Source organism: Arthrobacter sp., assembly GCF_031179385.1.
Classification (GTDB): Bacteria; Actinomycetota; Actinomycetes; order Actinomycetales; family Micrococcaceae; genus Arthrobacter_D.
Genome location: NZ_JAPSHV010000049.1, coordinates 1 through 19,792 on the forward strand (window position 1 = coordinate 1; position 19,792 = coordinate 19,792).

The 19,792-nt window shown below is 65.2% G+C and carries 24 protein-coding genes; 4 read left to right on the forward strand and 20 right to left on the reverse strand.

The window, feature by feature from the left end; all coding sequences use genetic code 11:
• The 4 genes from RIF85_RS08695 to RIF85_RS08710 all read right to left on the reverse strand — a co-directional run.
• The coding region (locus RIF85_RS08695; protein ID WP_309071513.1) for a tripartite tricarboxylate transporter permease at nucleotides 1–541 on the reverse strand (541 nt) is incomplete at its 3' end.
• Nucleotides 542–553: 12 nt separating this feature from the next.
• Nucleotides 554–1,030 (reverse strand): tripartite tricarboxylate transporter TctB family protein, encoded by a 477-nt coding sequence (locus RIF85_RS08700; protein WP_309071514.1) that lies wholly within the window; start codon nucleotides 1,028–1,030, stop codon nucleotides 554–556.
• Between the two features lie 14 nt (nucleotides 1,031–1,044).
• Nucleotides 1,045–2,031 carry a tripartite tricarboxylate transporter substrate binding protein gene (locus tag RIF85_RS08705; protein ID WP_309071515.1) on the reverse strand — a complete coding sequence of 329 codons (987 nt, stop codon included), beginning with the start codon at nucleotides 2,029–2,031 and terminating at the stop codon, nucleotides 1,045–1,047.
• Nucleotides 2,032–2,065: 34 nt separating this feature from the next.
• Nucleotides 2,066–3,472 carry a sulfatase-like hydrolase/transferase gene (locus tag RIF85_RS08710; protein ID WP_309071516.1) on the reverse strand — a complete coding sequence of 469 codons (1,407 nt, stop codon included), beginning with the start codon at nucleotides 3,470–3,472 and terminating at the stop codon, nucleotides 2,066–2,068.
• 513 nt (nucleotides 3,473–3,985) lie between these two features.
• Between RIF85_RS08710 and RIF85_RS08715 the strand changes: the two genes are divergently transcribed.
• Nucleotides 3,986–4,489: a GNAT family N-acetyltransferase gene (locus tag RIF85_RS08715; RefSeq protein WP_309071517.1), complete on the forward strand. Its 504-nt coding sequence runs from the start codon at nucleotides 3,986–3,988 to the stop codon at nucleotides 4,487–4,489.
• A gap of 44 nt (nucleotides 4,490–4,533) precedes the next feature.
• On the opposite strand, the gene RIF85_RS08720 is transcribed toward RIF85_RS08715, so the two are convergent.
• The 5 genes from RIF85_RS08720 to RIF85_RS08740 are packed head-to-tail and all read right to left on the reverse strand — an operon-like array spanning nucleotide 4,534 to nucleotide 6,940.
• Nucleotides 4,534–5,469, reverse strand: coding sequence for an NAD(P)/FAD-dependent oxidoreductase (locus RIF85_RS08720; protein WP_309071518.1), 936 nt, complete (start codon nucleotides 5,467–5,469; stop codon nucleotides 4,534–4,536).
• A 36-nt stretch (nucleotides 5,470–5,505) separates the two neighbouring features.
• Nucleotides 5,506–5,730 carry a hypothetical protein gene (locus RIF85_RS08725; RefSeq protein ID WP_309071519.1) on the reverse strand — a complete coding sequence of 75 codons (225 nt, stop codon included), beginning with the start codon at nucleotides 5,728–5,730 and terminating at the stop codon, nucleotides 5,506–5,508.
• Nucleotides 5,727–6,335, reverse strand: a complete 609-nt coding sequence (locus RIF85_RS08730) for a Rho termination factor N-terminal domain-containing protein (RefSeq protein ID WP_309071520.1) — start codon at nucleotides 6,333–6,335, stop codon at nucleotides 5,727–5,729. Before RIF85_RS08730 ends, RIF85_RS08725 begins: the two co-directional genes overlap by 4 nt.
• A 20-nt stretch (nucleotides 6,336–6,355) precedes the next feature.
• Nucleotides 6,356–6,700 carry a hypothetical protein gene (locus RIF85_RS08735; RefSeq protein ID WP_309071521.1) on the reverse strand — a complete coding sequence of 115 codons (345 nt, stop codon included), beginning with the start codon at nucleotides 6,698–6,700 and terminating at the stop codon, nucleotides 6,356–6,358.
• A 6-nt stretch (nucleotides 6,701–6,706) separates the two neighbouring features.
• Nucleotides 6,707–6,940, reverse strand: coding sequence for a hypothetical protein (locus tag RIF85_RS08740; RefSeq protein ID WP_309071522.1), 234 nt, complete (start codon nucleotides 6,938–6,940; stop codon nucleotides 6,707–6,709).
• Nucleotides 6,941–7,104: 164 nt separating this feature from the next.
• Between RIF85_RS08740 and RIF85_RS08745 the strand changes: the two genes are divergently transcribed.
• Nucleotides 7,105–7,302, forward strand: a complete 198-nt coding sequence (locus tag RIF85_RS08745; RefSeq protein WP_309071523.1) for a DUF1508 domain-containing protein — start codon at nucleotides 7,105–7,107, stop codon at nucleotides 7,300–7,302.
• A gap of 23 nt (nucleotides 7,303–7,325) precedes the next feature.
• Complete coding sequence (locus RIF85_RS08750) at nucleotides 7,326–8,489, forward strand: glycosyltransferase family 9 protein (protein WP_309071524.1); 1,164 nt, start codon at nucleotides 7,326–7,328, stop codon at nucleotides 8,487–8,489.
• Here the strand turns inward: RIF85_RS08750 and RIF85_RS08755 are convergent.
• From RIF85_RS08755 to RIF85_RS08785, 7 genes are read right to left on the reverse strand one after another with little or no spacing between them, the layout of a single operon-like run.
• A complete protein-coding gene (locus tag RIF85_RS08755; RefSeq protein WP_309071525.1) occupies nucleotides 8,455–9,168 on the reverse strand; it encodes an SDR family oxidoreductase in 714 nt (237 codons plus the stop codon). The two genes, RIF85_RS08750 and RIF85_RS08755, sit on opposite strands and share 35 nt — an antisense overlap.
• Before the next feature lie 26 nt (nucleotides 9,169–9,194).
• A complete protein-coding gene (locus tag RIF85_RS08760) occupies nucleotides 9,195–10,595 on the reverse strand; it encodes a PfkB family carbohydrate kinase (RefSeq protein WP_309071526.1) in 1,401 nt (466 codons plus the stop codon).
• A complete protein-coding gene (locus RIF85_RS08765) occupies nucleotides 10,592–11,284 on the reverse strand; it encodes an SIS domain-containing protein (protein WP_375164417.1) in 693 nt (230 codons plus the stop codon). Before RIF85_RS08765 ends, RIF85_RS08760 begins: the two co-directional genes overlap by 4 nt.
• On the reverse strand, nucleotides 11,281–12,597 hold the full coding sequence (locus tag RIF85_RS08770; protein ID WP_309071527.1) for a glycosyltransferase: 1,317 nt from the start codon (nucleotides 12,595–12,597) through the stop codon (nucleotides 11,281–11,283). Before RIF85_RS08770 ends, RIF85_RS08765 begins: the two co-directional genes overlap by 4 nt.
• Nucleotides 12,594–13,595, reverse strand: a complete 1,002-nt coding sequence (locus tag RIF85_RS08775) for a glycosyltransferase (RefSeq protein ID WP_309071528.1) — start codon at nucleotides 13,593–13,595, stop codon at nucleotides 12,594–12,596. The genes RIF85_RS08770 and RIF85_RS08775 overlap by 4 nt, the downstream gene beginning before the upstream one ends.
• On the reverse strand, nucleotides 13,592–14,650 hold the full coding sequence (locus RIF85_RS08780; protein WP_309071529.1) for a glycosyltransferase family 9 protein: 1,059 nt from the start codon (nucleotides 14,648–14,650) through the stop codon (nucleotides 13,592–13,594). Before RIF85_RS08780 ends, RIF85_RS08775 begins: the two co-directional genes overlap by 4 nt.
• Nucleotides 14,650–15,174 (reverse strand): HAD family hydrolase, encoded by a 525-nt coding sequence (locus RIF85_RS08785; RefSeq protein WP_309071530.1) that lies wholly within the window; start codon nucleotides 15,172–15,174, stop codon nucleotides 14,650–14,652. The genes RIF85_RS08780 and RIF85_RS08785 overlap by 1 nt, the downstream gene beginning before the upstream one ends.
• 120 nt (nucleotides 15,175–15,294) lie before the next feature.
• On the opposite strand from RIF85_RS08785, the gene RIF85_RS08790 reads away from it, so the two are divergent.
• A complete protein-coding gene (locus RIF85_RS08790) occupies nucleotides 15,295–16,260 on the forward strand; it encodes a glycosyltransferase family 9 protein (RefSeq protein WP_309071531.1) in 966 nt (321 codons plus the stop codon).
• A 5-nt stretch (nucleotides 16,261–16,265) separates the two neighbouring features.
• Here the strand turns inward: RIF85_RS08790 and RIF85_RS08795 are convergent, their stop codons facing one another.
• The 4 genes from RIF85_RS08795 to RIF85_RS08810 form a co-directional block, all read right to left on the reverse strand.
• The gene (locus RIF85_RS08795; RefSeq protein WP_309071532.1) at nucleotides 16,266–17,060 is read right to left on the reverse strand and encodes a sigma-70 family RNA polymerase sigma factor; all 795 of its coding nucleotides are present in this window, start codon (nucleotides 17,058–17,060) and stop codon (nucleotides 16,266–16,268) included.
• Between the two features lie 147 nt (nucleotides 17,061–17,207).
• Nucleotides 17,208–17,657 carry an SRPBCC family protein gene (locus RIF85_RS08800; RefSeq protein WP_309071533.1) on the reverse strand — a complete coding sequence of 150 codons (450 nt, stop codon included), beginning with the start codon at nucleotides 17,655–17,657 and terminating at the stop codon, nucleotides 17,208–17,210.
• Nucleotides 17,658–17,750: 93 nt separating this feature from the next.
• Entirely contained in the window at nucleotides 17,751–19,337 is a 1,587-nt protein-coding gene (locus RIF85_RS08805) for an MDR family MFS transporter (protein ID WP_309071534.1), read from the reverse strand.
• 101 nt (nucleotides 19,338–19,438) lie between these two features.
• Nucleotides 19,439–19,792, reverse strand: a 354-nt coding sequence (locus RIF85_RS08810; RefSeq protein ID WP_309071535.1) for an NAD(P)-dependent oxidoreductase, incomplete at its 5' end; no start/stop codon positions are given.

The following is a 19,792-nucleotide window of genomic DNA, read 5'->3' on the forward strand; positions in this document are numbered from 1 at the left end:
CGGCGATCAAAAGACCGATTCCCACTGCGACAAGTGACTTCAGCATCGTGCCCGACGAGGTGTAAGCCACGAGCACAAGACCAAGGAGGGCCAGCACGGCGTACTCGGGCGAGCCGAAGGACATTGCGAATGCTGCCAGGGTGGGTGAGAACAGCATGAGGCAAATCGTGGCGACGAGGCCGCCGACGAAGGAGCCGATCGCCGCCAGGCCGAGCGCTTTGCCGGCTGCGCCCTGCCGGGCCATGGCGTGCCCATCCATGGTGCTGACAACTGATGCGGCTTCGCCCGGTATGCGCAGGAGGACCGATGTGATCGTGCCACCGTACATTGCACCGTAGTAGACACCTGCGAGGAGGATGATGGCGGAGGGGCCGGCCATGCCGAAGGTGATCGGCAGCAGCAAGGCGACCGTGGGGGCCGGCCCCAAGCCGGGGAGCACTCCGACCATCATTCCAACAGCTACACCCAACAGAACGAAGAGCAGGTTCTCAGGGGAAAGGGCAACCTGAAAGCCTTCGATGACTCCGGAGAATATGTCCATCAGCGGTAACCTTTAGATTTGAATGAGCGTGCCGGGGGTGAACGGCACACCGAGGAGATAGATGAACACGATCCAGACGCCTGCGGTGATGAGGATCGAGCCGAGGATCGTCATTCTCCATGAAGCATGTGCAATTACCCTGAGCCAGTAGAAGGTGACGATCAGCGTGGTGATGCTGACCCCGAACAGGGTGAGCATCGGCACGAGCAGCACCAGCAACGGGACGGCAACCAGCACCGGGGCATCCTGCCTGCGGAGTGGTTCCACTCCGTCCATGAGGATGGTCCGGCGCAAGAAACTGACGCCGGTGAGAACGGCGGTGACGAGCGAAACCCAGAAGACCCAAAAACCGGGCTGGGGTTCGGCCACGGTGCCGATTTCAAGCGTGAGTGGCGCGGCGACGGTTGCGCCAACGGCAACCAGGAGCAGGACGCCCATGCCGCTGCGCGCGAAGTTCAAGGGGTAGCGGCCCTCGTGGCTCGGGGTCATCGCCGCGCCGTCACTCACTCGAGTACCGCCGCGTAGTCGTCGTTCGCGGTACGCAGGGCCTCCATGGTTGCAGCGCCGTCCACAAATTCGGCCGGTGCCACGCCCTCGCCCACCTGTTCCTGAATCTCAGGGGTGGTCATGCAGGTTTCCATGGCATCCTCGAGCGCACCAGTGACCTCTTCAGGCGCATCCGCCTGGGCTGCCAGGAACCAGAAGGAGTCCGCGTACGGCAAATCGGAGTAACCAAGCGATTCCAGGGTCGGCACCTCGGGCAGATGTGCCACTTCCTCGGTCACAGCGGTCGCGATCGCGGTGATCTCACCGGATTCGATCCGGGGAAGGGTGACGCCGCCGTCTGCGGACACATAGGCTGCGTCCACTTCGCCGCTCAGAAGGGCCTGCACCGTGCCCTGGTTGCCGTCGAAGGCCACAGGCTCCACGGAGAGCCCTTCCTGTTCGATAAGCGCATTCAGGGAAATTGCTGGCACGCTGGTCGCTCCTGGGATCCCGACGAGCAACCGCTCGCTGGTTGCTGCTGCAAAAAAGTCTTCAGCGTTCTGGTACTTGGAGTCAGGGCCAACCACCAGTACTACAGGCGCCTGTCCGATCATGCCGACGGGCTTGAATGAATCGACGTCGTATCCGACATCTCCTTCAAGGATTGGTGGCAGGACCGCATTGGCGGCGGTGGTGGATACCAGCGTGTAGCCGTCGGCCTCCGCACGGGCGAAGGTCGAATTGCCAACTGCTCCGGAACCGCCCTCGCGGTTTTCCACGACGACGGTCTGGCCGAGCTCTTCCTCGAGACAGGAAGCTACCACGCGGGTGGACAGGTCAGTCGAGGAGCCGGCGGGCACCGGCACGATGACGGAGATCGGGCGTTCCGGGTAGGAACTTCCTTCGCCGCCGCCGCCTGCCGAGCCGCCGCCACCGACGGATGAGCAGCCTGCCAGCAGCAGCGCGCTTGCACCTGCGCCGATGAGGATCTTTGAGGACTTCATTGTCTTGTACCTTCCTATTTCCTTCAGGTGAACCCTATTTAGAGACGCCGGCCGGGAAGACGTGGGTCTCGTAATCGGGAATATGTGGCAGCCACTCGGTCTGCCAGCGGTTCTCGATACCGGCGCGCCACTGATCGGCCGCCGCTCGAAGCTCATTCGTGATGTCGGGGTACCTCTCAGCAAGATTGGTGGATTCCCCCGGATCGTCGACCAGATTGCTGAGGAACACCTCGTCCTGCGGCGGCTGGGTCTCCTCCAGCTGACCGTTCAGAACCAGTTTCCACTGTCCCTTGCGCACTGCAGTCTGGACGCCCTGTTCCCAGAACAGGTACTCCCGGGACGGCTCTTCGCCGCTGGTTAGGACAGGCAGCACATCCGTTCCATCCAGTTCATATTCATCCGGGTCGCCGCCAGCCAGGCGCAGGACGGTCGGGAAGATGTCTATCGCGGCAATTGGCTGATCGATGACCTGGCCCGCACGGATGCCTGCTGGCCAACTGACGATGCCGGGGACCCGCACGCCGCCCTCAAACAGGCTGAACTTGTGTCCCTTGAACGGGCCGGCATCACTGGCTTGGTACGGCATCTGTGTACCGTCCATCCAGTTGCGGATCTCCCGGGAGGGTCCGTTATCGGACATGAAAAGGATGAGGGTGTTGTCTCGAATCTGCTGGCGCTCCAGCTCGTCGATCAGGTTTCCGATTGCTTCGTCCATGGCCGCGATCATGGCTGCCATGATCATTTTTCCCCACGGGAGGTGACGGAAGGGTTCTTTGTACTTCTCCGGTGCGTGCATCGGGTAGTGCGGCGCCGTAAAGGGCAGGTAGAGGAAGAACGGGCGGTCGTCCCCTTCGGTTCGCTTGACTGCTTCGACGGCCTTGGCGCCGAAAACTTCCGTCATGTACTCACCGTCGCGGTGGACTTCTTGACCGTCTTCCCACAGATCATGCAGCGGGGTGCCGACGTAGGTGGTGCCGTTCATCGGCACCTTCCGATTGTTGGGGCTGTAGTGGATATGAGAAAAGTAGTCCACTGCGCCTGCAAGGTTGCCGAACGAATGATCGAACCCGTGCGCCTCCGGGCGACTCTCGGCCGTAAGACCCAGATGCCATTTACCGACCAGTTCGGTGCGATAGCCGCAGCTGGACAGCGCGTTAGCGAGGGTGGGCACTGAAGCGGGCAGTCCGGGAGTGGTGCGGTAGCCCTGAAGGATGGACCGGACGCCCGCATTGCCCGGGTACCGCCCCGACAGCAGTGAGGCTCGGGACGGAGAGCAGACTGGCGAGTTCGAATAAAAGCCCGTGAGAAGTGCCCCGGACTCCGCAAGACCGTCCAGCCGTGGACTCTTGACCGTAACGGAGCCCATGCATGAGAGGTCTCCATAACCGTGGTCGTCTGCCACGATCACGATGATATTCGGCTGTTCAGTCCTGGCGCCCACTCGGTCCTCCTTGATCGGTTGATCAAAAGTAGCACCATTCACATAATGATGCAACGATTCACAAAGTAGTATGACCATTGCCGTGGGTTTCTGCGGGGTGCGCCGCGTGAATCGACGAGATAGGCGGAGAGAGCCATGCGCCACTCGGCGAGCACCTGTTCGACGCATGAGGCGCTCCACCCGAGGAGGCACGACGCTCTCGGGCGTCTACCGTATGCACCATGGCCGGGGAGCAGATCCATACGGCTCACTCGTTCGGGTTCAGAGCAGTCCCCGCTCAGCGGACCACGGAGTAGCTTTGGGCGACGAAGTGATGTTTCAGGCTTGCAGATTGGATTTCGCTCGCCCTTGCCGAGATGTTTCCCGAGCCGAACCCTCTGCGGCGCACTTCGCGGATGCGGCCCCGACCAAGTGCCCAACGAATTGCTGCCCGTTCCCTTCGAGGTCGCTTCACATGATCGAAACACCGGCATCTTAGGATCTCGTGCAGAAACTGAGTGAGGAAACCTGCAAATGATCTCCGTACAGACAGACAGTCCAATGCGGGCCGACGTCCAACTGCTTCTAGCCGAACATCTGAGCGACATGTACGCGACTTCGCCCGCCGACAGTGTGCACGCCCTTGATCACTCCGCGCTGGCTGCCGCGGGCATCACGTTCTACACCGCCAGAGAACATGGGCTCCTGCTCGGATGCGGTGCGCTGAAGCACCTCTCCCGCCACGAAGCAGAAATCAAGTCGATGCGTACGGCAGCGCCGGCGCGACGACGTGGTGTCGCCGATCTCCTTCTCTCCCGGATCATCGCCGAAGCCGCGGCCAAGGGCTATGAGCGCGTGTCGCTGGAAACGGGAACGGAGGACTACTTCGCCGCCGCACGACGCCTATATCAACGACATCGCTTCGAGGAGTGCGCACCCTTCGGTACCTACGTGCCAGACCCGCACAGCACGTTCATGAGCTTGACTCTGAGCCCCTCAAACCTTAATTCCTTTGCGGGGTCACGGAAGGACACCTGAAGGTCAGGTTGACGCAGACGTGCCGCCTCCCGGCGAGCGGCTTCCTAATCTCCCGCGCTCCCTGCCGGCACCTTCCGTGCCTCGTCAACGTCGTCATCGATCAGTTCCGCGTTGACCGCCACTGCCAGGCGGTACGCATCCCCGGCGGCAACGATCACCTGGGCCGCCGGATCCGCTGCATTTCCCACCGCCCACACTCCCTCGACACTGGTGCGTCCGAACTCATCCGTGCTGACACAGCCGTTCTCCAACGTCTGGCAGTCCGGCGCCTTCACGATCGAGGTATCGACCGTTGCTCCCGGTTCATAGAACAGGGCATCGCACGGATATAGCTCTCCACTTTCCAACCGGACGCCGGTCAGGGATTCTGGACCGGCAACCAGCGCCTGCACACGCCCGTCAACGACGCGCACCCCACGGGACCCCAGCGATGCTTGCGCTTCGACATCAACAGAGCTCATCTCGTGTGTGAAGAGCGTGACATCGCTGGAGAACTGCCGAAGCAGGAGGGCTTGCTGGACCGAGCACTCGCCTGTCCCCAGCACGGCAAGCGTCTGGTCCTGGTGCTCCCATCCATGGCAGTACGGACACTGGAACAACCCTCTGCCCCACCGTGCTTCTGCCCCCTCTACATCGGGCAGGACGTCCCGCAAGCCCGTTGCCAGAATCACCTGCCTGGCGGTGAGAGTACGTCCGCCCTCCAGACAGACCCGGCGATCCGGATGAACTTCCTCTGCGGTGGCACTAATAATTTCTACGCCGTAACTCTGGACTTCTTCGCGTGCCAGCTCCAGGAACTTCGCCGGCGGGATTCCGTCACGCGTGAGGTACCCGTGGATGTGGCCCGCACGAATGTTGCGCGGTTCCCCGGCGTCGACGACGGCGACGCGCCGCCGTGCCCGCCCCAGAAGGAGGGCGGCACTCAGGCCGGCTGCGCCGCCGCCGATGACGACGACGTCGTAATGGTCTTCCAGCTTCATGTGCCGTGCCCTCCCATGCCAAGCCGGTCGCAGGACCTACGTGGAGACGTCATTCTCAATGTCTTCAGCAAGATCGTCGACCTTCTCCGGGCGCAGGTGCACTCCGGCTTCGTCGAGTCGCTCCTCGAGGACGTGCGTGACATCATCCTCCACATGGCCGAGCCGTATCTCGGACCGAACGTCCTCGGCAATTTCCTCGACCAGTTCCTCCTGAGCCTCAGGGTCTATGCTCAGCGGTTCCTGGTTGGCGTCGGCGGTCATGCGTCCTCCCTCCCCGGATTCTCGAGCCGGAAGAACGTCGACTGGTTCCCGTCGCTTCGGTTCTCCTGGTAGATGAAGTTCAGCTGGCGCTCGTCAAACGTCTTGAACCACTCTTCCCAGCTGACATGGCGAAGGTTGTCGTCATCTCCGCCGAAGTCGAACCGGAGAACACCAAGGTGGTCACCGTGTTCGGTGCCGTCGACAGTCGCGGGTACCCCTCCGCGTTCCTCTGCCCACTCCTTGATCACCTCGTGATGGGTGGTGACGAGGCTTCGCCCCTCCCGCTCGGGCTCTTCGTCGGGCGAAGTCACTTCCTGGGAGTACTTCAACGATTTCGACGACTCAGGCCCGCGGCGTATCTTCCCACCGTCAGGCCCTGCGCCGAGGTCACCGTCAGAATCGGCATCGGAGTCAGCACCGCCGGAGCCGTCGCCGCTGCGTGCCTCCACGATGGCCTCGACAAGCTCCTCTTTCTTCAACCCAGAGACAGCATCGACGCCAGCGGCCTTTGCTTCCTCACGCAATTCATCGACCTTCATCTCCCGGAGGTCACTTTCGTTGACGTCCGGTGTGTTGGGGGTCTGATTTCCCGGTTGTTGTGCCATGGCAGGATCTCCCTTCTTGTTCAGCGGGGCTGGGCCGGGTTGGTGGGATCACCCTGCGATGGCGGGTTCACGGGTGGACCTGACGTTGCCGGACTTACCGGTGATCCGCCCTGGCTCTGGGATTTCTCCGGTGTCGCTGGATTGGTGGATCCGCTGGGTTCGGCACCATTGCGTAGCGCCTCCAGCCTCTGCTCGAGAACCTGCACAACAGGGAGCCGGTCGCCGTGCGCCCGTTCATAGGCCAAAAGCTGTCCCACTCCGGTTTCATCAAGGCCGTTGATGCGGGTCGGCAAGGTTCCCAGCGGAAGGTGGTCATAGTCCGCTAGGGGAAGGTCGTCGTGTCGTGGTGATTCATTCTGTGCCATGAGATATCACTCCGATGGTTCGGTCGCTACGTCGGTTGGTCCTTCTTCTCCGCTCGTGTCGTCCTCGAGCTCGTCTTCACCTCGGGAGTTGTCCTCCAGATCGGTGTCGATGCCGTTGTTGTCGTCGAACTGTTCAACTTCATCAGGTGACTCTCCGCCACCTGGATCGTCACACCCGGTCAGCAGCACGGCGCTGATGCCCGCAGCAGCTGCCATTGCCCACAATTTGTGCTTCGCCATGATCAGTCCCTTTCTGCTCACACCTTCGGGCGGTTCCACCCTTATCAATAAACAGTATGCTTACTATCTTCGTCTTGTCGACGATTAGGGCACGCGATTTTATAAGCACGCTGATAATCTACGATGAGTACAAATCCAGACAACCGTGACGAAGGAGTCCTGACATGGCGGGCAAATTCGAGCTCTATTTCGACGACGACAAGCGCTACCGCTTCCGGCTGACCGGCGACGACGGCGCCACCCTGATGACCAGCGAGTCGTACGACGACAAGCCCACCGCCGTCTCCGGAATTAACGGCATCCGCGACTGCGCCTCCACTGCGCTGATCAAGGATTTGACCGACGGCGAAGACACCGAATAACTACGAGCGAGACCGAGGTGACGATGTCCAACAGCCCGGCAGCCAACCTGCAGTCCGCCGCGATGGGAACGGGCATTGGCCCGGTCCTGGACAGGTTCCAGGACGTCGAGCGCATTGCGGTCCTCCGCGGTGGCGGTCTCGGCGATCTGCTCTTCGCCTACCCGGCGCTGAGCGCACTAGCAGCGGCGTATCCCGACGCGTCCATCACCCTGCTGGGACTCCCGTTGCACGCCGAACTCCTCCGCCACCGGCCCGGGCCGGTGGCGGAAGTGGAAGTGCTGCCGTTCGCCTCCGGAGTGCGCCCGGGCCCGGAGGACGGAACGGCGACGGCAAACTTCTTCGCTGACATGCGGTCCCGGCACTTTGATCTTGCAGTGCAGATCCACGGCGGCGGGCGCAATTCCAACCCCTTCCTCCTGAAACTCGGGGCGAGACACACTGTCGGCACGAGGACCCCGGATGCGGTGGCGTTGGAACGCACCCTTCCCTACATCTACTACCAAAATGAATTCCTGCGTTCGCTTGAGGTGGTGGGCCTTGCCGGCGCTGCACCGGTGTCGCTCGAACCCCGGTTGATCGTCACCCCGGAGGAGACGGCGGCCGGGCTTCACCTCACCGGCGCGGGAACACGCCCTCTCCTGGTGATCCATCCCGGCGCAACGGATCCCCGCAGGCGCTGGCCGGCGTCGTCGTTTGCTGTGGTCGCGGCGCGGGCGGCACGGGACGGCAGCGACGTGGTGCTGGTCGGGGACGACGGCGACGCACCGCTGGCCGCGGAAATCGTCCGGATGGCGCAGGCGGAAGCAGCATCAGAGGGGGCGCGCATCCGCTCTCTCGCCGGCCGGCTGTCGCTCAGCGAGCTGACGGGAGTGCTGTCGGTGGCGACCGTCGTCGTCGGTAATGACAGCGGACCCCGCCACCTGGCGCAGGCGGTCGGCACCCCCACAGTGGGTATCTACTGGGTGGGCAACGTCATCAACGCGGGTGCCCTGGGCCGCATGCTGCACCGCGTGCACCTGGCGTGGACCACTCAGTGTGTCGAATGTGGCGTGGACGTAACGCAAGTGGGCTGGACCGCTGAACGGTGCGAACACGATGATTCACACGTTCAGCAGATCCAGCCCGATGCGGTGTACGACGACGTTCGGGACCTTACGGCCACGACCCCTCTTCTTCGTGGCAGATAAGCATCTGCCGGATCTCACAGCCGCGAGGTTGTGACAGCGCGAAAAGGATCGCGTCAGCCACTCGCCTGGGGTCATTGAGCCGCGAGTTGTCCTGGGGCTTGTACTTCTCGTCCCGGTCATCGAAGAACTTCGTCTCCATGCCGCCGGGAATCATGGTGGTCACGCCCACTTCACCGGCCATCTCGGCTGCCAGCGCATGACTGAAGCCCACGACGCCGAACTTGGAGGCGCAGTACGCGGTGGCGTCGGCGACTGCCCGGATGCCCAGGGTCGAGGCGATGGTAATCACCCGGCCATGGCTCGTCTTCAGATACGGCAGCGCGGCGCGCACGGTGGAAACGGTGCCGGTGAGGTTGACGGCCAGAACCTTCTCCCACTCAGCTGCCGCTACGTCTTCGAGCCGGCCGCAGCGGTCGATGCCGGCTGCAGTCACGACGGCGTCGAGCCCGCCCAGCGTTTCGGCCGCCTGTTGTACGGCTTGTGTCACAGCCTCCCGGTCCGCGACGTCGACTTCCAGGGCTTTCACGCCCGACGCCCCGCTGATGTCCCGGTCGAGCACCACAGGGGTGCCGCCGGCGTCGAGCACGCGGGCCACGACCGCTGCCCCCAGTCCGGACGCGCCGCCTGTGACCAGTACGCGGCCGGGGTTGAAGGTGCTGTTGTCAGTAGAAACAGACATGTGATCCTCTCGGTGTCTCTTGCTGGTTACCCGACCTCGGCGAGCGCCGCGGCCAGGGAGGTGGTTGAACGGGCTGGGATGTAGGGGACGGTCACGGTCTGCCCGCCCCACGATCGCAGGAGTGCGGACTCTGGAAGCTCGGTTGCGGAGTAGTCGCCGCCCTTGACCCAGATGTCGGGACGCAGGGCAGCCAGGGCCTCCTCGGGTGTGTCCTCTCCAAAGACGAATACGGCATCGACGCACTCGAGCGCGGAGAGGAGTTCCGCGCGGTCGTCCTCGCCCATGATCGGGCGCTGCGGGCCCTTGAGCCTGCGGACCGACTCATCCGAGTTGAGGCAGACGATCAGGCAGTCTCCGAGCCTTCGCGCCGCGGACAGGGTTCGGGCGTGGCCGGCGTGCAGCAGATCGAAGCATCCGCCGGTGGCCACGACGGTGCCGCCCGCCTCGCGGGTTTCACGGGCAACCCGGAGCGCGTCGACCGCCGGTCCGTGCAGCTGTGTCGGTTCAGGGTCCTCCCCGAGCGCTGACACACCGCCCCGGCCGAGGAACTCCGCCGCCCGCTGGACCGCGGTCTCGACAGCCTCGCCGAGCGTCGTCCCGCCGCCGAGTGCAAGCGCGAGGGCGGAGCAGAACCTGTCACCGGCTCCACACGGATCATTGGCACCAATCGCGGGCGCCGGCACCAGATGCGGCAGTTCCGCGCTTGTTCCCTGATGGTGGATCAGCGCACCCCGCTCCCCCAGCGTCACGACGACGGCCTTGCTCTTCCACGTCCGTTCCAGCGCTGCTGCAGCGTCAGCAGCAGCGCGAATGACGTCGGAGGCGCTCCCCTGCGTTGTACCCGATGCCTTCAGTGCTTCACTGAAGTTCGGGGTAACGGCGGCAACTCCGGGCACCGGTTCCGGCCCCGACGGATGCGGGTCCCAAACAACCGGGACACGTCCCGCGACCCGCTCCAGCACTTCCCGCAGCTGTTCGTTCGCTGCAAGCCCGCGCCCGTAGTCGGAAACCAGTACGACGTCGGCCCCTTCCACTGCCTGCAGCATCTCCTCGGTGACGGACGGCACCGGTGCGGCGCCGCAGCCTTCATCGAAACGCACGACGGCGTGGTTCCCCGCGCGCACCCGCGTCTTCACCGGGGTAGGTGCACCGGACGGGCCAGTGACGAGCCGGATGCCGGCGAGTTCCGCGCGGAGGGCGGAGGCGGCGTCGTCGTCGGAGAGCACCGTGACGAGCTCGAGACTGACACCGGACCTGTTGTCCTGCGCATCCTGCTGGAGCATCCGCGCGGTCAGGCCGGCGCCGCCGGCACGCCGCCTGACGGCAGCCACATCCACCACGGGCACCGGAGCGTCCGGGCTCAACCGGCCGGCGTCTCCGGACAAATCCACATCGAGGAGGACATCTCCCACCACGACGATCCTCATGATCCCGCCTCCATAGTCCGGCAGCGCGCCACTTCTGCATCGAACGCCCTGCAGATGGCGTGCAGCGCGATGAGGTGCCCCTCCTGCGCATTGGCCGACCGGGCATCCACGGCCACATGGTCATCGCAGGCCGCGGTCAACGGGTTGGGGCCAGGGCCGGTGAGCGCCCAGCTCGTGATTCCGATCTTCCGGGCCGCTTCAGCCGCGCGCAGGAGGTTGGGGCTCTTGCCGCTCGTGCTGAGGAGCAGCAGTACGTCTCCCTCGCGGCCGTGGCCCTGCACCTGGCGGGCGAAGACGTTGTCGTAGCCGTAGTCATTCGCGATTGCTGTCACCGAGGAGGACTCAGCGTGCAGGGAGATGGCGGAGAACGCCTCTCTCTCGCCGTCGAACCTGCCCACCAGCTCCGCCGTCAGGTGTTGGGCTTCGGCCGCTGACCCCCCGTTGCCTGCGGCGAGCAGGCGCTGGCCGGCCATGAGGCGTCCGGCGAGATCGACCCCCCAGTCTGCAAGATGGGCGGCAGAGGCCATCAGGGATTCTACCGCCGGCAGCACGTGCTGAAGGTGACCCATGACGGCGTCGTAAGCACCGGATCCGGGAGCGCTGAGCGGCGCCGGCTCAGGATGCGGCGGAACGGCGATCAGCGGTTGCCTCCGCCCGGGCCGGACAGTGGCTAGGTATTCGGCGCTCATCGGGCGCTCCTTCCGGTGCTCTGCAGATGTGAGTTGGAGGCAAGGGGTGACGCCGGCGCCAACCGCGATGTCCTGCGTCGGGCCGGTGTCCGCCCACTGGCCTGGTTGAGCGTCAGCTGGTACGCCTTCTCGGTGTCGGCGGCGATGCGGTCCCAGGAATAGCGCGCATGCACCCTGGCCAGTCCTGCGCTGCCGAGTTCCTTCGCTGCCTCGGGATTCTCGATGACCTGGCGGATGGCTTCGGCGAGCGCCTCGACATCGCGCGGGGGTACGTGCAGCCCGGTCTGGCCGTCCACGACCGTGTCGATCAGCCCGCCCACGGCGGCAGCGATGACCGGGACTCCGCAGGCCATCGCCTCGAGCGGGACTATCCCGAACGGTTCATACCAGGGTGCGCACACCACGGCGTCGGCGCTGCGCAGCAGCTCGGGCATCCGCTCACGGGGCACCTGCCCCTCAAGCACAACGCGGTCTGCGACGCCCAAATCCGTGGCAAGATTCATCAGGCGCCGGGCTTCTGGATCTTCTTCGAGGCGCTTGGCGTCTCCGCTGCCGCCCGCGATCACGAGTTCGACGTCGTCAATCCCGCTGTCTGCCAACCTCCGCAGTGCACGGATCACCAGGTCGACGCCCTTACGCGGCACCAGGCGCCCCACGGTCATGATCCGGTGTGCGCGCCGTCGGGGAGCGGCCGGCCCCTCGGCCCCGAACAGTGTCAGGTCCACTCCGCAGGGCGCCACCGACACCCGTGTGCCCTCCACGCCCATGGCCTTCAGCTCGAACACCTCGTCGGAGCAGGTTGCGATCACCCGGTCCGCTTGCCGGCCCACGGAAGGTTCCAGCCAGGCACGTTCCAGCGGACTCGTGTCCTCCTTGCCCTGGTGCCGCCGCTTGACTGTTCCCAGCGCGTGGAAGGTCTGCACCACGGGGACGGCGTAACCGGCGTCGTCCCTCCGGGCGGCGTCGAGTGCCGCGATCCCGGACATCCAGAAGTGCCCGTGCACCAGGTCCGGCGGGCAGGAACCCCAGTCAGCAGCGATGCCGTCGGCGAGCTGGCCCATGAACGGCAGGAGGTCATCCTTGGGGATGGTGGTCGGCGGACCGGCGTCGACGTGAACCACTTCGACTCCTGGCGCAGCCTGGACCCGTTCGGGAAGGTCCGTGCTGTCCCTGCGGGTGTAGACCGTGATGCTGTGCCCGCGCCGTGCGAGCGCCAGTGACAGCGCAGCGACGTGCACATTCTGGCCCCCGGCGTCCACCCCGCCGAGCGCAGCGAGTGGACTCGCGTGCTCGGACACCATGGAAATCCTCATTGTGGTCTCCTTTCCGAAACTGCCAGGACGCGCGAACGCTCAGTGGTATCCCCCAGGACTTCGTCCCACGCTTCCAGGAACGCCTGCAGGCCATAGCGCTCCAGCGCCACCTGCCGCGCCACCTGGCCACGTGATTGTGCTTCTGCAGGGTCATCGATGAGCAGGCGTACTGCGGCGCGCAGTTCATCGGTGTTGGTCGAAATGGCACCCGCTTCCGGCGGCACCGCGCGGGCCGCCTCGGTCGTCGCCAGGGCGACCACCGGCATTCCGAGGTGCATCGATTCCAGCAGCGCAAGGCCAAGTGACGTCCAGCGCAGCGGGTGGACATAGAGCCGGCGGCGGGCGAGTTCCGCGTGGAGCTTCGGGGTCGGCAGGTCACCGCAGACCGTCAGCTGCTCCGCACCCAGACCGAGCGCGTTCGGCAGCTCGGCGGTTCCCATGCCGAAGACATCGAGATGAGCTTCCCGGCTGAACAGCGGAAGCAGGTCGGTGCCGGTGACCCGTCCGCGCCGCACCGGCTCATTCACGACGACGGCGGCATGCGGCAGCTCCCCGGTGTAGAGCGGACCGGGGTCCACGATGCCGTGCTCGACCACGGCCGTGGGCGCCATGCCGTTGTCCCAGAAGAGCCGGTTGAAGTGGGTGACGTGGACGATCGGGATCTCGCTCTGCCCGGCGAGGGGATGCAGCGTCGTCGGGATGTCGCCCTTGGGGGTGTTGTGTTCAAGGAAGACTGCGGGAATATCGCGCCCGGGGCGGCGTCCCAGCAAACGCTCAACCTCCTCCAGTTCCTCCAGCCGCTGCAGGACGACGACGTCGGGATTCTCCTCGCGCAGCTGCGCCGGCGGCACCTCGCGCACCGAAGCCGGCCAGTCCCGGCCGGCACGGCCGAGGCCCCACGGACCCCCTTCAGGCGTGGTGGGCAGCAGGTACTCGTGCGCACCACGGACAAACGCATCGGTCCATCCGCCGTGCACGTGCCAGAGCAGTATCCTCATGCGTTCCTCGTTTCTCTTCTGCTGGCCAGGGACGGGATTCCGGAGATCAGCCGCAGCACAGCGGCGTAGGCATCTTCCGGGCTGACATCTGCGAGACAGGGGTGACCGGCCACCGGACAGTCGCGGGCCCGGGTGAGCTTGCAGGGCGCGTTCTGATCCCCGAGCAACTCAACCGGCACGCGGTATGGTGCCCACCGGACGGCCGGCACCACCGGTGAGAACAGACTGACGACGGGCGTGCCCACCGCAGCAGCGAGGTGCGCCGGACCGGTATTGCCGACGACGACGGCGTCCGCCCCCGCCAGCACCCCGGCCATCGTGCGCAGATCGGTCTGGCCGCCGAGGTCGATGCCGTCAGGGCCGGCGACCGTGGCTGTCAGTTCCGGCTCGCCGTTTCCGCCGGTCACCACCACGCGGTAGCCGGCACCGGTCAGCAGTTCCGCGAGCGCGGCGTGATGCAAAGCCGGCCAGGCGCGGGCGGGGACAGCTGCGCCCGGGTGCAGGACGATGTAGGGACCTTCGCCCACCAGGTGCGTCACGTCGGGGATGCCGTGCACGCGAAGCCGTCCGTCGTCGTCGTCCGGCAGGCGGTAACCTCCGGCGGCGGCAATCTGCAGTGCGCGCTCCGGCTCCGGCTGATCCTCCGGGAAGTCCTCACCGGGTTTGAGCCGTACGTCGAGGAGACTCCCGGCGTAGTCCACCGATGCACCGGTGATGCGCCCGACGCCGGCCAGCCGCAGTACCAGCGCCAAGGGCAGCGGGGACTGGTGGAAGGAAGTGAGGATAACGGCTTCCGTGATACCGGCGTCCGCCACGGCATCCCGCAGGGTATCCAGGTGCCCAGCGGTCACCTCGGGTGCCGGCGACGCGATCCACGGAGAGTTCCAGACGATGACCTCCGACACCCCGGGAAGCAGTTCCGCCCCCGGTGCCCCTTGCGGACCGCACAACATGACGACGCCGGCAGGATTGCTTGCGGCGACGGCCCGGACCGCGGGACCGCACAGGAGAACGTCACCGACGCTGTCCAGGCGCGCCACCAGGACCCGGCCCATCAGGCGGCGCCCCGCAGCAACGCGACTGCTTCTGCGAGCGTGTCTGCCTTCAGCGGCGCGGCATCGATCTCCTCCTGGCGGGTGACCGGGGTGGGAACAAGTACGCCCATCGCCCCTGCAGCGGCGGCGGCCTCGACGTCCGCTCCGATGTCCCCAATGAAGGCGACCTCGGAGGGATGCAGCCCCAGCTTCTCGCAGGCGCGCAGAATCATGCCCGGCGCCGGTTTCCGGCAGGTGCAGCCGTCGTCGGGCCCGTGGGGGCAGATCTCCCACACGTCGAAGGGACCCAGCACGGCGTCAACGCGCTGGTTCACTGCTGCAACCTGATGCTCGGTGATCAGTCCGCGCGCGATCCCGGACTGGTTGGTGAGCACACCCAGCGGCACTCCGTCCGCCCGCAGGGTGTTCAGCGTTTCGAGAGCACCGGGCATGGCGACCACGCGGTCCGGGTCGCCGTTGTACGGCACGTCGACCACAATGGTGCCGTCCCGATCGAGGAGAACAGCTTTCGGCTCGCTTCTCATACAGGCACTGTTCCCTGAGAAGTGGGAACCTAAACACTTCTCCGCGGAGAAGTTCTTCTCAGGCCCGTTGGAGGTGGACGGCCGCACCGCGCCGGCGGTCCTTTCTGGCAGGATACTTTCATGCTGCCTGACACTGCCGTGGAAGCCCTTGAGCCTGACGGACGCCCTGAAGTACTGGCATTGCGTGCCCTCAAGCTCGGAGATCTCCTGGTCGCGGTCCCAGCCCTGAGGGGCCTACGCCGCGCCTTCCCTGAACACCGCATCCTGTACGCAGCGCAGTCCTGGCTCGAACCGATCGTGCAGCTGACCGGCGCGGTGGACGACTTGCTGCCCACTCACGGGCTCGATGTACCGCTTGCCCTTCGTCCGGGCAGGGTGGACGTTGCCGTGAACCTGCACGGCAACGGGCCCGAGAGCCGCGGGCGGCTTGAAGCTTTGGATGCCTCCCGGCGGATTGGGCACCATGCGCCGGGCTGGTCCGGCCCGGAGTGGGAAGACGGAGTCCACGAGAGGTACCGCTGGGCGCACCTCGTCCAATCCCACGGCATCGACGCCGATCCGTTGGACTACCACCTGCTGCCGCCGCCGGTTCAAAGCCCCGCGCCCGGCGCCGTCGTTATTCACGTGGGCGCCGCCTACGGAAGCAGGCTCTGGCCGGTGAAGCGGTTCGCCGAAGTCGCCCGGGCGCTTTCCGACGCCGGCCAGCAGGTGCTGCTTACCGGCAGCACCGGCGAGCGTCCCCGTGCGGAAGCAGTTGCCCAGGCCGCCGGGCTCGATGAGACCCATGTCGTGGCGGGACACCTTGGGTTGCTGGAGTTCGCGGCCCTGATCTCTTCGGCGTCGCTGGTCATCTCGGCTGATACCGGCGCCGCCCATCTGGCCTCGGCATACTCCCGGCCGTCAGTGGTGCTGTTCGGGCCGGCCCCCGTGGCGGAATGGGGGCCGCCGCCCGGACCGCATCTTGTGCTGACGGACGAATCGGTACGCCGTGGCGAAACCTTCGCCAGTGAACCGGATCCAGCGATTCTCGCAGTAACGCCCGAGGATGTGCTGCGCGCGGCTGCGGAACTGGGTATCTCGCGCTGACACCTTCAGGCGATGCGCGCTGCCGCACCCGTTGCTGCCAGGCCGATTGTTTCGGCGCCCAGTAAGCGTTTCTGGAGTTTCACGAGTGTCCGCGCGAGGAGCCGCGAAACCTGCATCTGGGTCATGCCGAGCCGTCGGGCGATGCGGTCCTGGGTCTCCTCGTGGAAGTAGCGCCGATACAGCAGTTCCCGCTCGCGTTCTGACAGCTCACGCACTGCGGCGCGCAGGGCGAGCACTTCATCGCTCCGGGCGTACTGGTCGTCGCCGGCTGTCAGGACCTCGGCCCAACCCGGGCCCTCCGTCGTTGTATCGAGCGATTCGGGCCGCTGGCTTCCGCCGCAGTTCAAAGCTTCCGCGACCGTTGCCGAATCCTTCTGGAGGTGTTCGGAGAGCTCGTCGAGGGAGGGCTCCCGACCGAGTCGCTGAGCCAGTTCGGAACCCGCCTTGACGGCCGCCGACTTCAGGTCCTGGAGCTCGCGCGGCGGCCGTATCATCCAACAGCAGTCCCGCAGGTAGCGCTTCACTTCGCCTCGAATGGTGGGGACGGCGTACGCGGCGAACTCGATGCCAAGCTCCGGGTCGAAGCGGCGCGCGGCCTTCATCAGTCCTACGTATGCGACCTGGCGGACATCCGCGGCGTCGTTGGAGAAGGGGGAATAGCCCCGTGCTATCCCCTCGGCTATGTGGAGGTGCTCCAGGGCGATGCTCTCCTGCATGGCGGCCTTCAGACTGCCGGACGGCCGCTTGGCTGAGGGGCTGATGCGGGGCTTGGCCTCCCGCGCGGGCGCGACTTCTTGCATACTTTCACCTCGAGTCGGAGACATGGGGCGGTTCTTCTACAGAAGAACATAAGCATGCTGAGCAAAGCAACGCGTTTACTAAATCGTTATCTTAAAAATCTTCTAATCGTTTCTCGACTGCGGTATTGACTACTTCTCCTCGACCAACTAAGGACGGTGCTGGTCAATCACGTACTTCTCCAAGTTCTCCAGGGTCCGTTCCATCGCCGCCGGATGCTTCCTCGTGAAACCCAGCAGCTTCAGGATCGGCTTGCCGAAGACTGCCCGCGCGTCCCATTCCTCTGCGACCAACGTGCCGCCGTCGTGCTCTTTTAGGGTGTAACGCCACACATGGCGCGAAAAGTGCCGCCACGCGATGCGCTTGCCCTCCTCGAATTCCACGACGGTGTTCAGGATTTTGTAGGGCGCACCGATCTTCATATCCATCCCGAAGCGCGCACCGGCGGAAAGGCGTTGAGGCCCGTTGGGCTGCTCACCCGAGACGGTTCCGGAACCGTCGATCACACTATGCAGGGCCGGGGTGGCCAGGACCTCGAAGACGGCGGCGGCAGGGGCAGGGATGAATCGCTCCCGGCGGATCAGGTAAGGGGTGGCCATAGGTTCATTCTCCATCGAGTGGGCGCCCACAACCGTACTTCCCCCAAAGGGTGGTCATGAGCGCCCACTCGATGCGGCAAACGGCGTGGATCCTCAGCTCACGGCGTTGGTCTGCGCAGGGTCCGGCGCTATGCCTGCCTCCCGCTCCACCCGGGTGTCCCGCTCGATGACGGTCGACAGCGCCTTCTCATGGACGAACGCCAGGAGGATCGCAGCCATGACACCGAGGGGCGCCATGTAGAGGAACAGTGGAGTGAGCGCATCGTTGTAGGACTGGATGATCGGCAGCTGCAACGCTTCAGGCAGTGCATTGACCAGCTCCGGCGTCAACGAGTTGGCGCCGCCCTGCAGCGCCGTGCCGCCCGCGGGGAGCCGCTCGAGCAGCAGCTCCCCCACCCGTGCCGTGAAGAGGCTGCCGATGACGGCGGACCCGAGGGTGGCGCCGATCTGCCGGAAGTAGTTGTTGGACGCCGTCGCTGTTCCGACGACGCGGTTCGGGAAGGTGTTCTGCACGATCAGCACCAGAATCTGCATGCTCAAGCCCAGCCCGGCGCCCATGATGGCGATGAAGACGCAGATCAGCCACACGGGCGTCGTCGGGGTGATGGTGGAGAGCAGCAGCAGCGCTACGGAGACCCCGACGGAGCCCACTATCGGCATCCACTTGTAGCGGCCCGTCTTGCTGACGAGGACTCCAGAACCCGTGGAGGTCAGGATCAGTGCGCCCATCATCGGGATCATGAGCAGTCCGGCGTTCGTGGCGCTGGCCCCGGTGACCATCTGGAGATACGTCGGCAGGTACCCGATGGCGCCGAACATGGTCACGCCGATGAGCAGTCCCCCCGCAGTGGTCAGGACGAAGTTGCGTTCCCGGAACAGGTTCATCGGGAGGATCGGCTCCTTGGCCCTGCGCTCGACCGCGACAAAGAGCGCTCCGGTGATAACGGCGAGCGCAAAGAGTCCGAGTATCTGCGTTGACAGCCACGGATACTGGGTACCACCCCAGGTGCCTACCAGGACCAGCGACGTCGTCGCGATAGCGAGCAGCACCATTCCGGCGACATCGACATGGGGGTGGACCCGTTCACGCGCAGGCAGGTGGAGGAAGAACAGCACCACGACGATCGCCAGAACACCCAGGGGCATGTTGATCCAGAACATCCAGCGCCAGCCCGGACCTTCGGTGAACCAGCCGCCCAGCAGTGGTCCCGCGACTGAGGCGAACGCGAACACTCCGCCCATGGCACCCATGTACTTGCCGCGCTCCCGGGCGGGAACGACGTCGGCGATGATGGCCTGGGAGAGGATCATCAAACCACCGCCGCCCAGACCCTGCACAGCGCGCCCGGCGATCAGCCACTCCATATTCGGGGCGAGACCGCCGACGACGGAGCCCGCCATGAAGATGGCGATCGCCAGGAGCAGGAGGCTTTTGCGCCCCACCAGGTCGCCGAGCTTGCCGTAGATCGGCATGACGATCGTGGCGGCGAGGATGTAGGCGGTGATGACCCACAGCATCTGGTCGACACCGTTGAGTTCACCGACGATCGTGGGAAGCGCCGTACTGAGGATCATCTGGTTCAGTGCGGCCAGAAGCATGGACAGCATGAGGCCGACGAAGAGCAGAAGCAGGCCCGACTCTTTGCGCGCATCGGACCGCACAGAATTTAGTTGACTCACATAACTATTATCGCACGGTCCCCCCGCGACCGACAGTCCCGCAGGATCGAAGTCGCAGAGTCGGTCGACGCCGACCCTGAAGGATGCCGGCCCGACCGCCACTAGTTGATCGGCGCGGGCGGTCCTTCGCCGCTGAGCACAGCAAGGGTGTTGTCTGCGGCGAGCATTGCCATGGCGGTGCGGGTCTCAACGGTGGCGGAGCCGAGGTGCGGCACGAGGGCTACGTTCTCGAGCTCGAGCAGCCCGGGATGCACGCTGGGCTCGTTCTCAAACACGTCCAGGCCGGCGCCCGCGATCTGACCGTCACGCAGCGCGGACGCGAGTGCCGCTTCGTCGACGATCGGTCCCCGCGCGGTATTGATGAGGTATGCCGAATCCTTCATCGAAACCAGTTGTTCGGCGCCGATCAGATGATGCGTGGCAGGACCGTAGGGGCAGTGCAGCGAGACGACGTC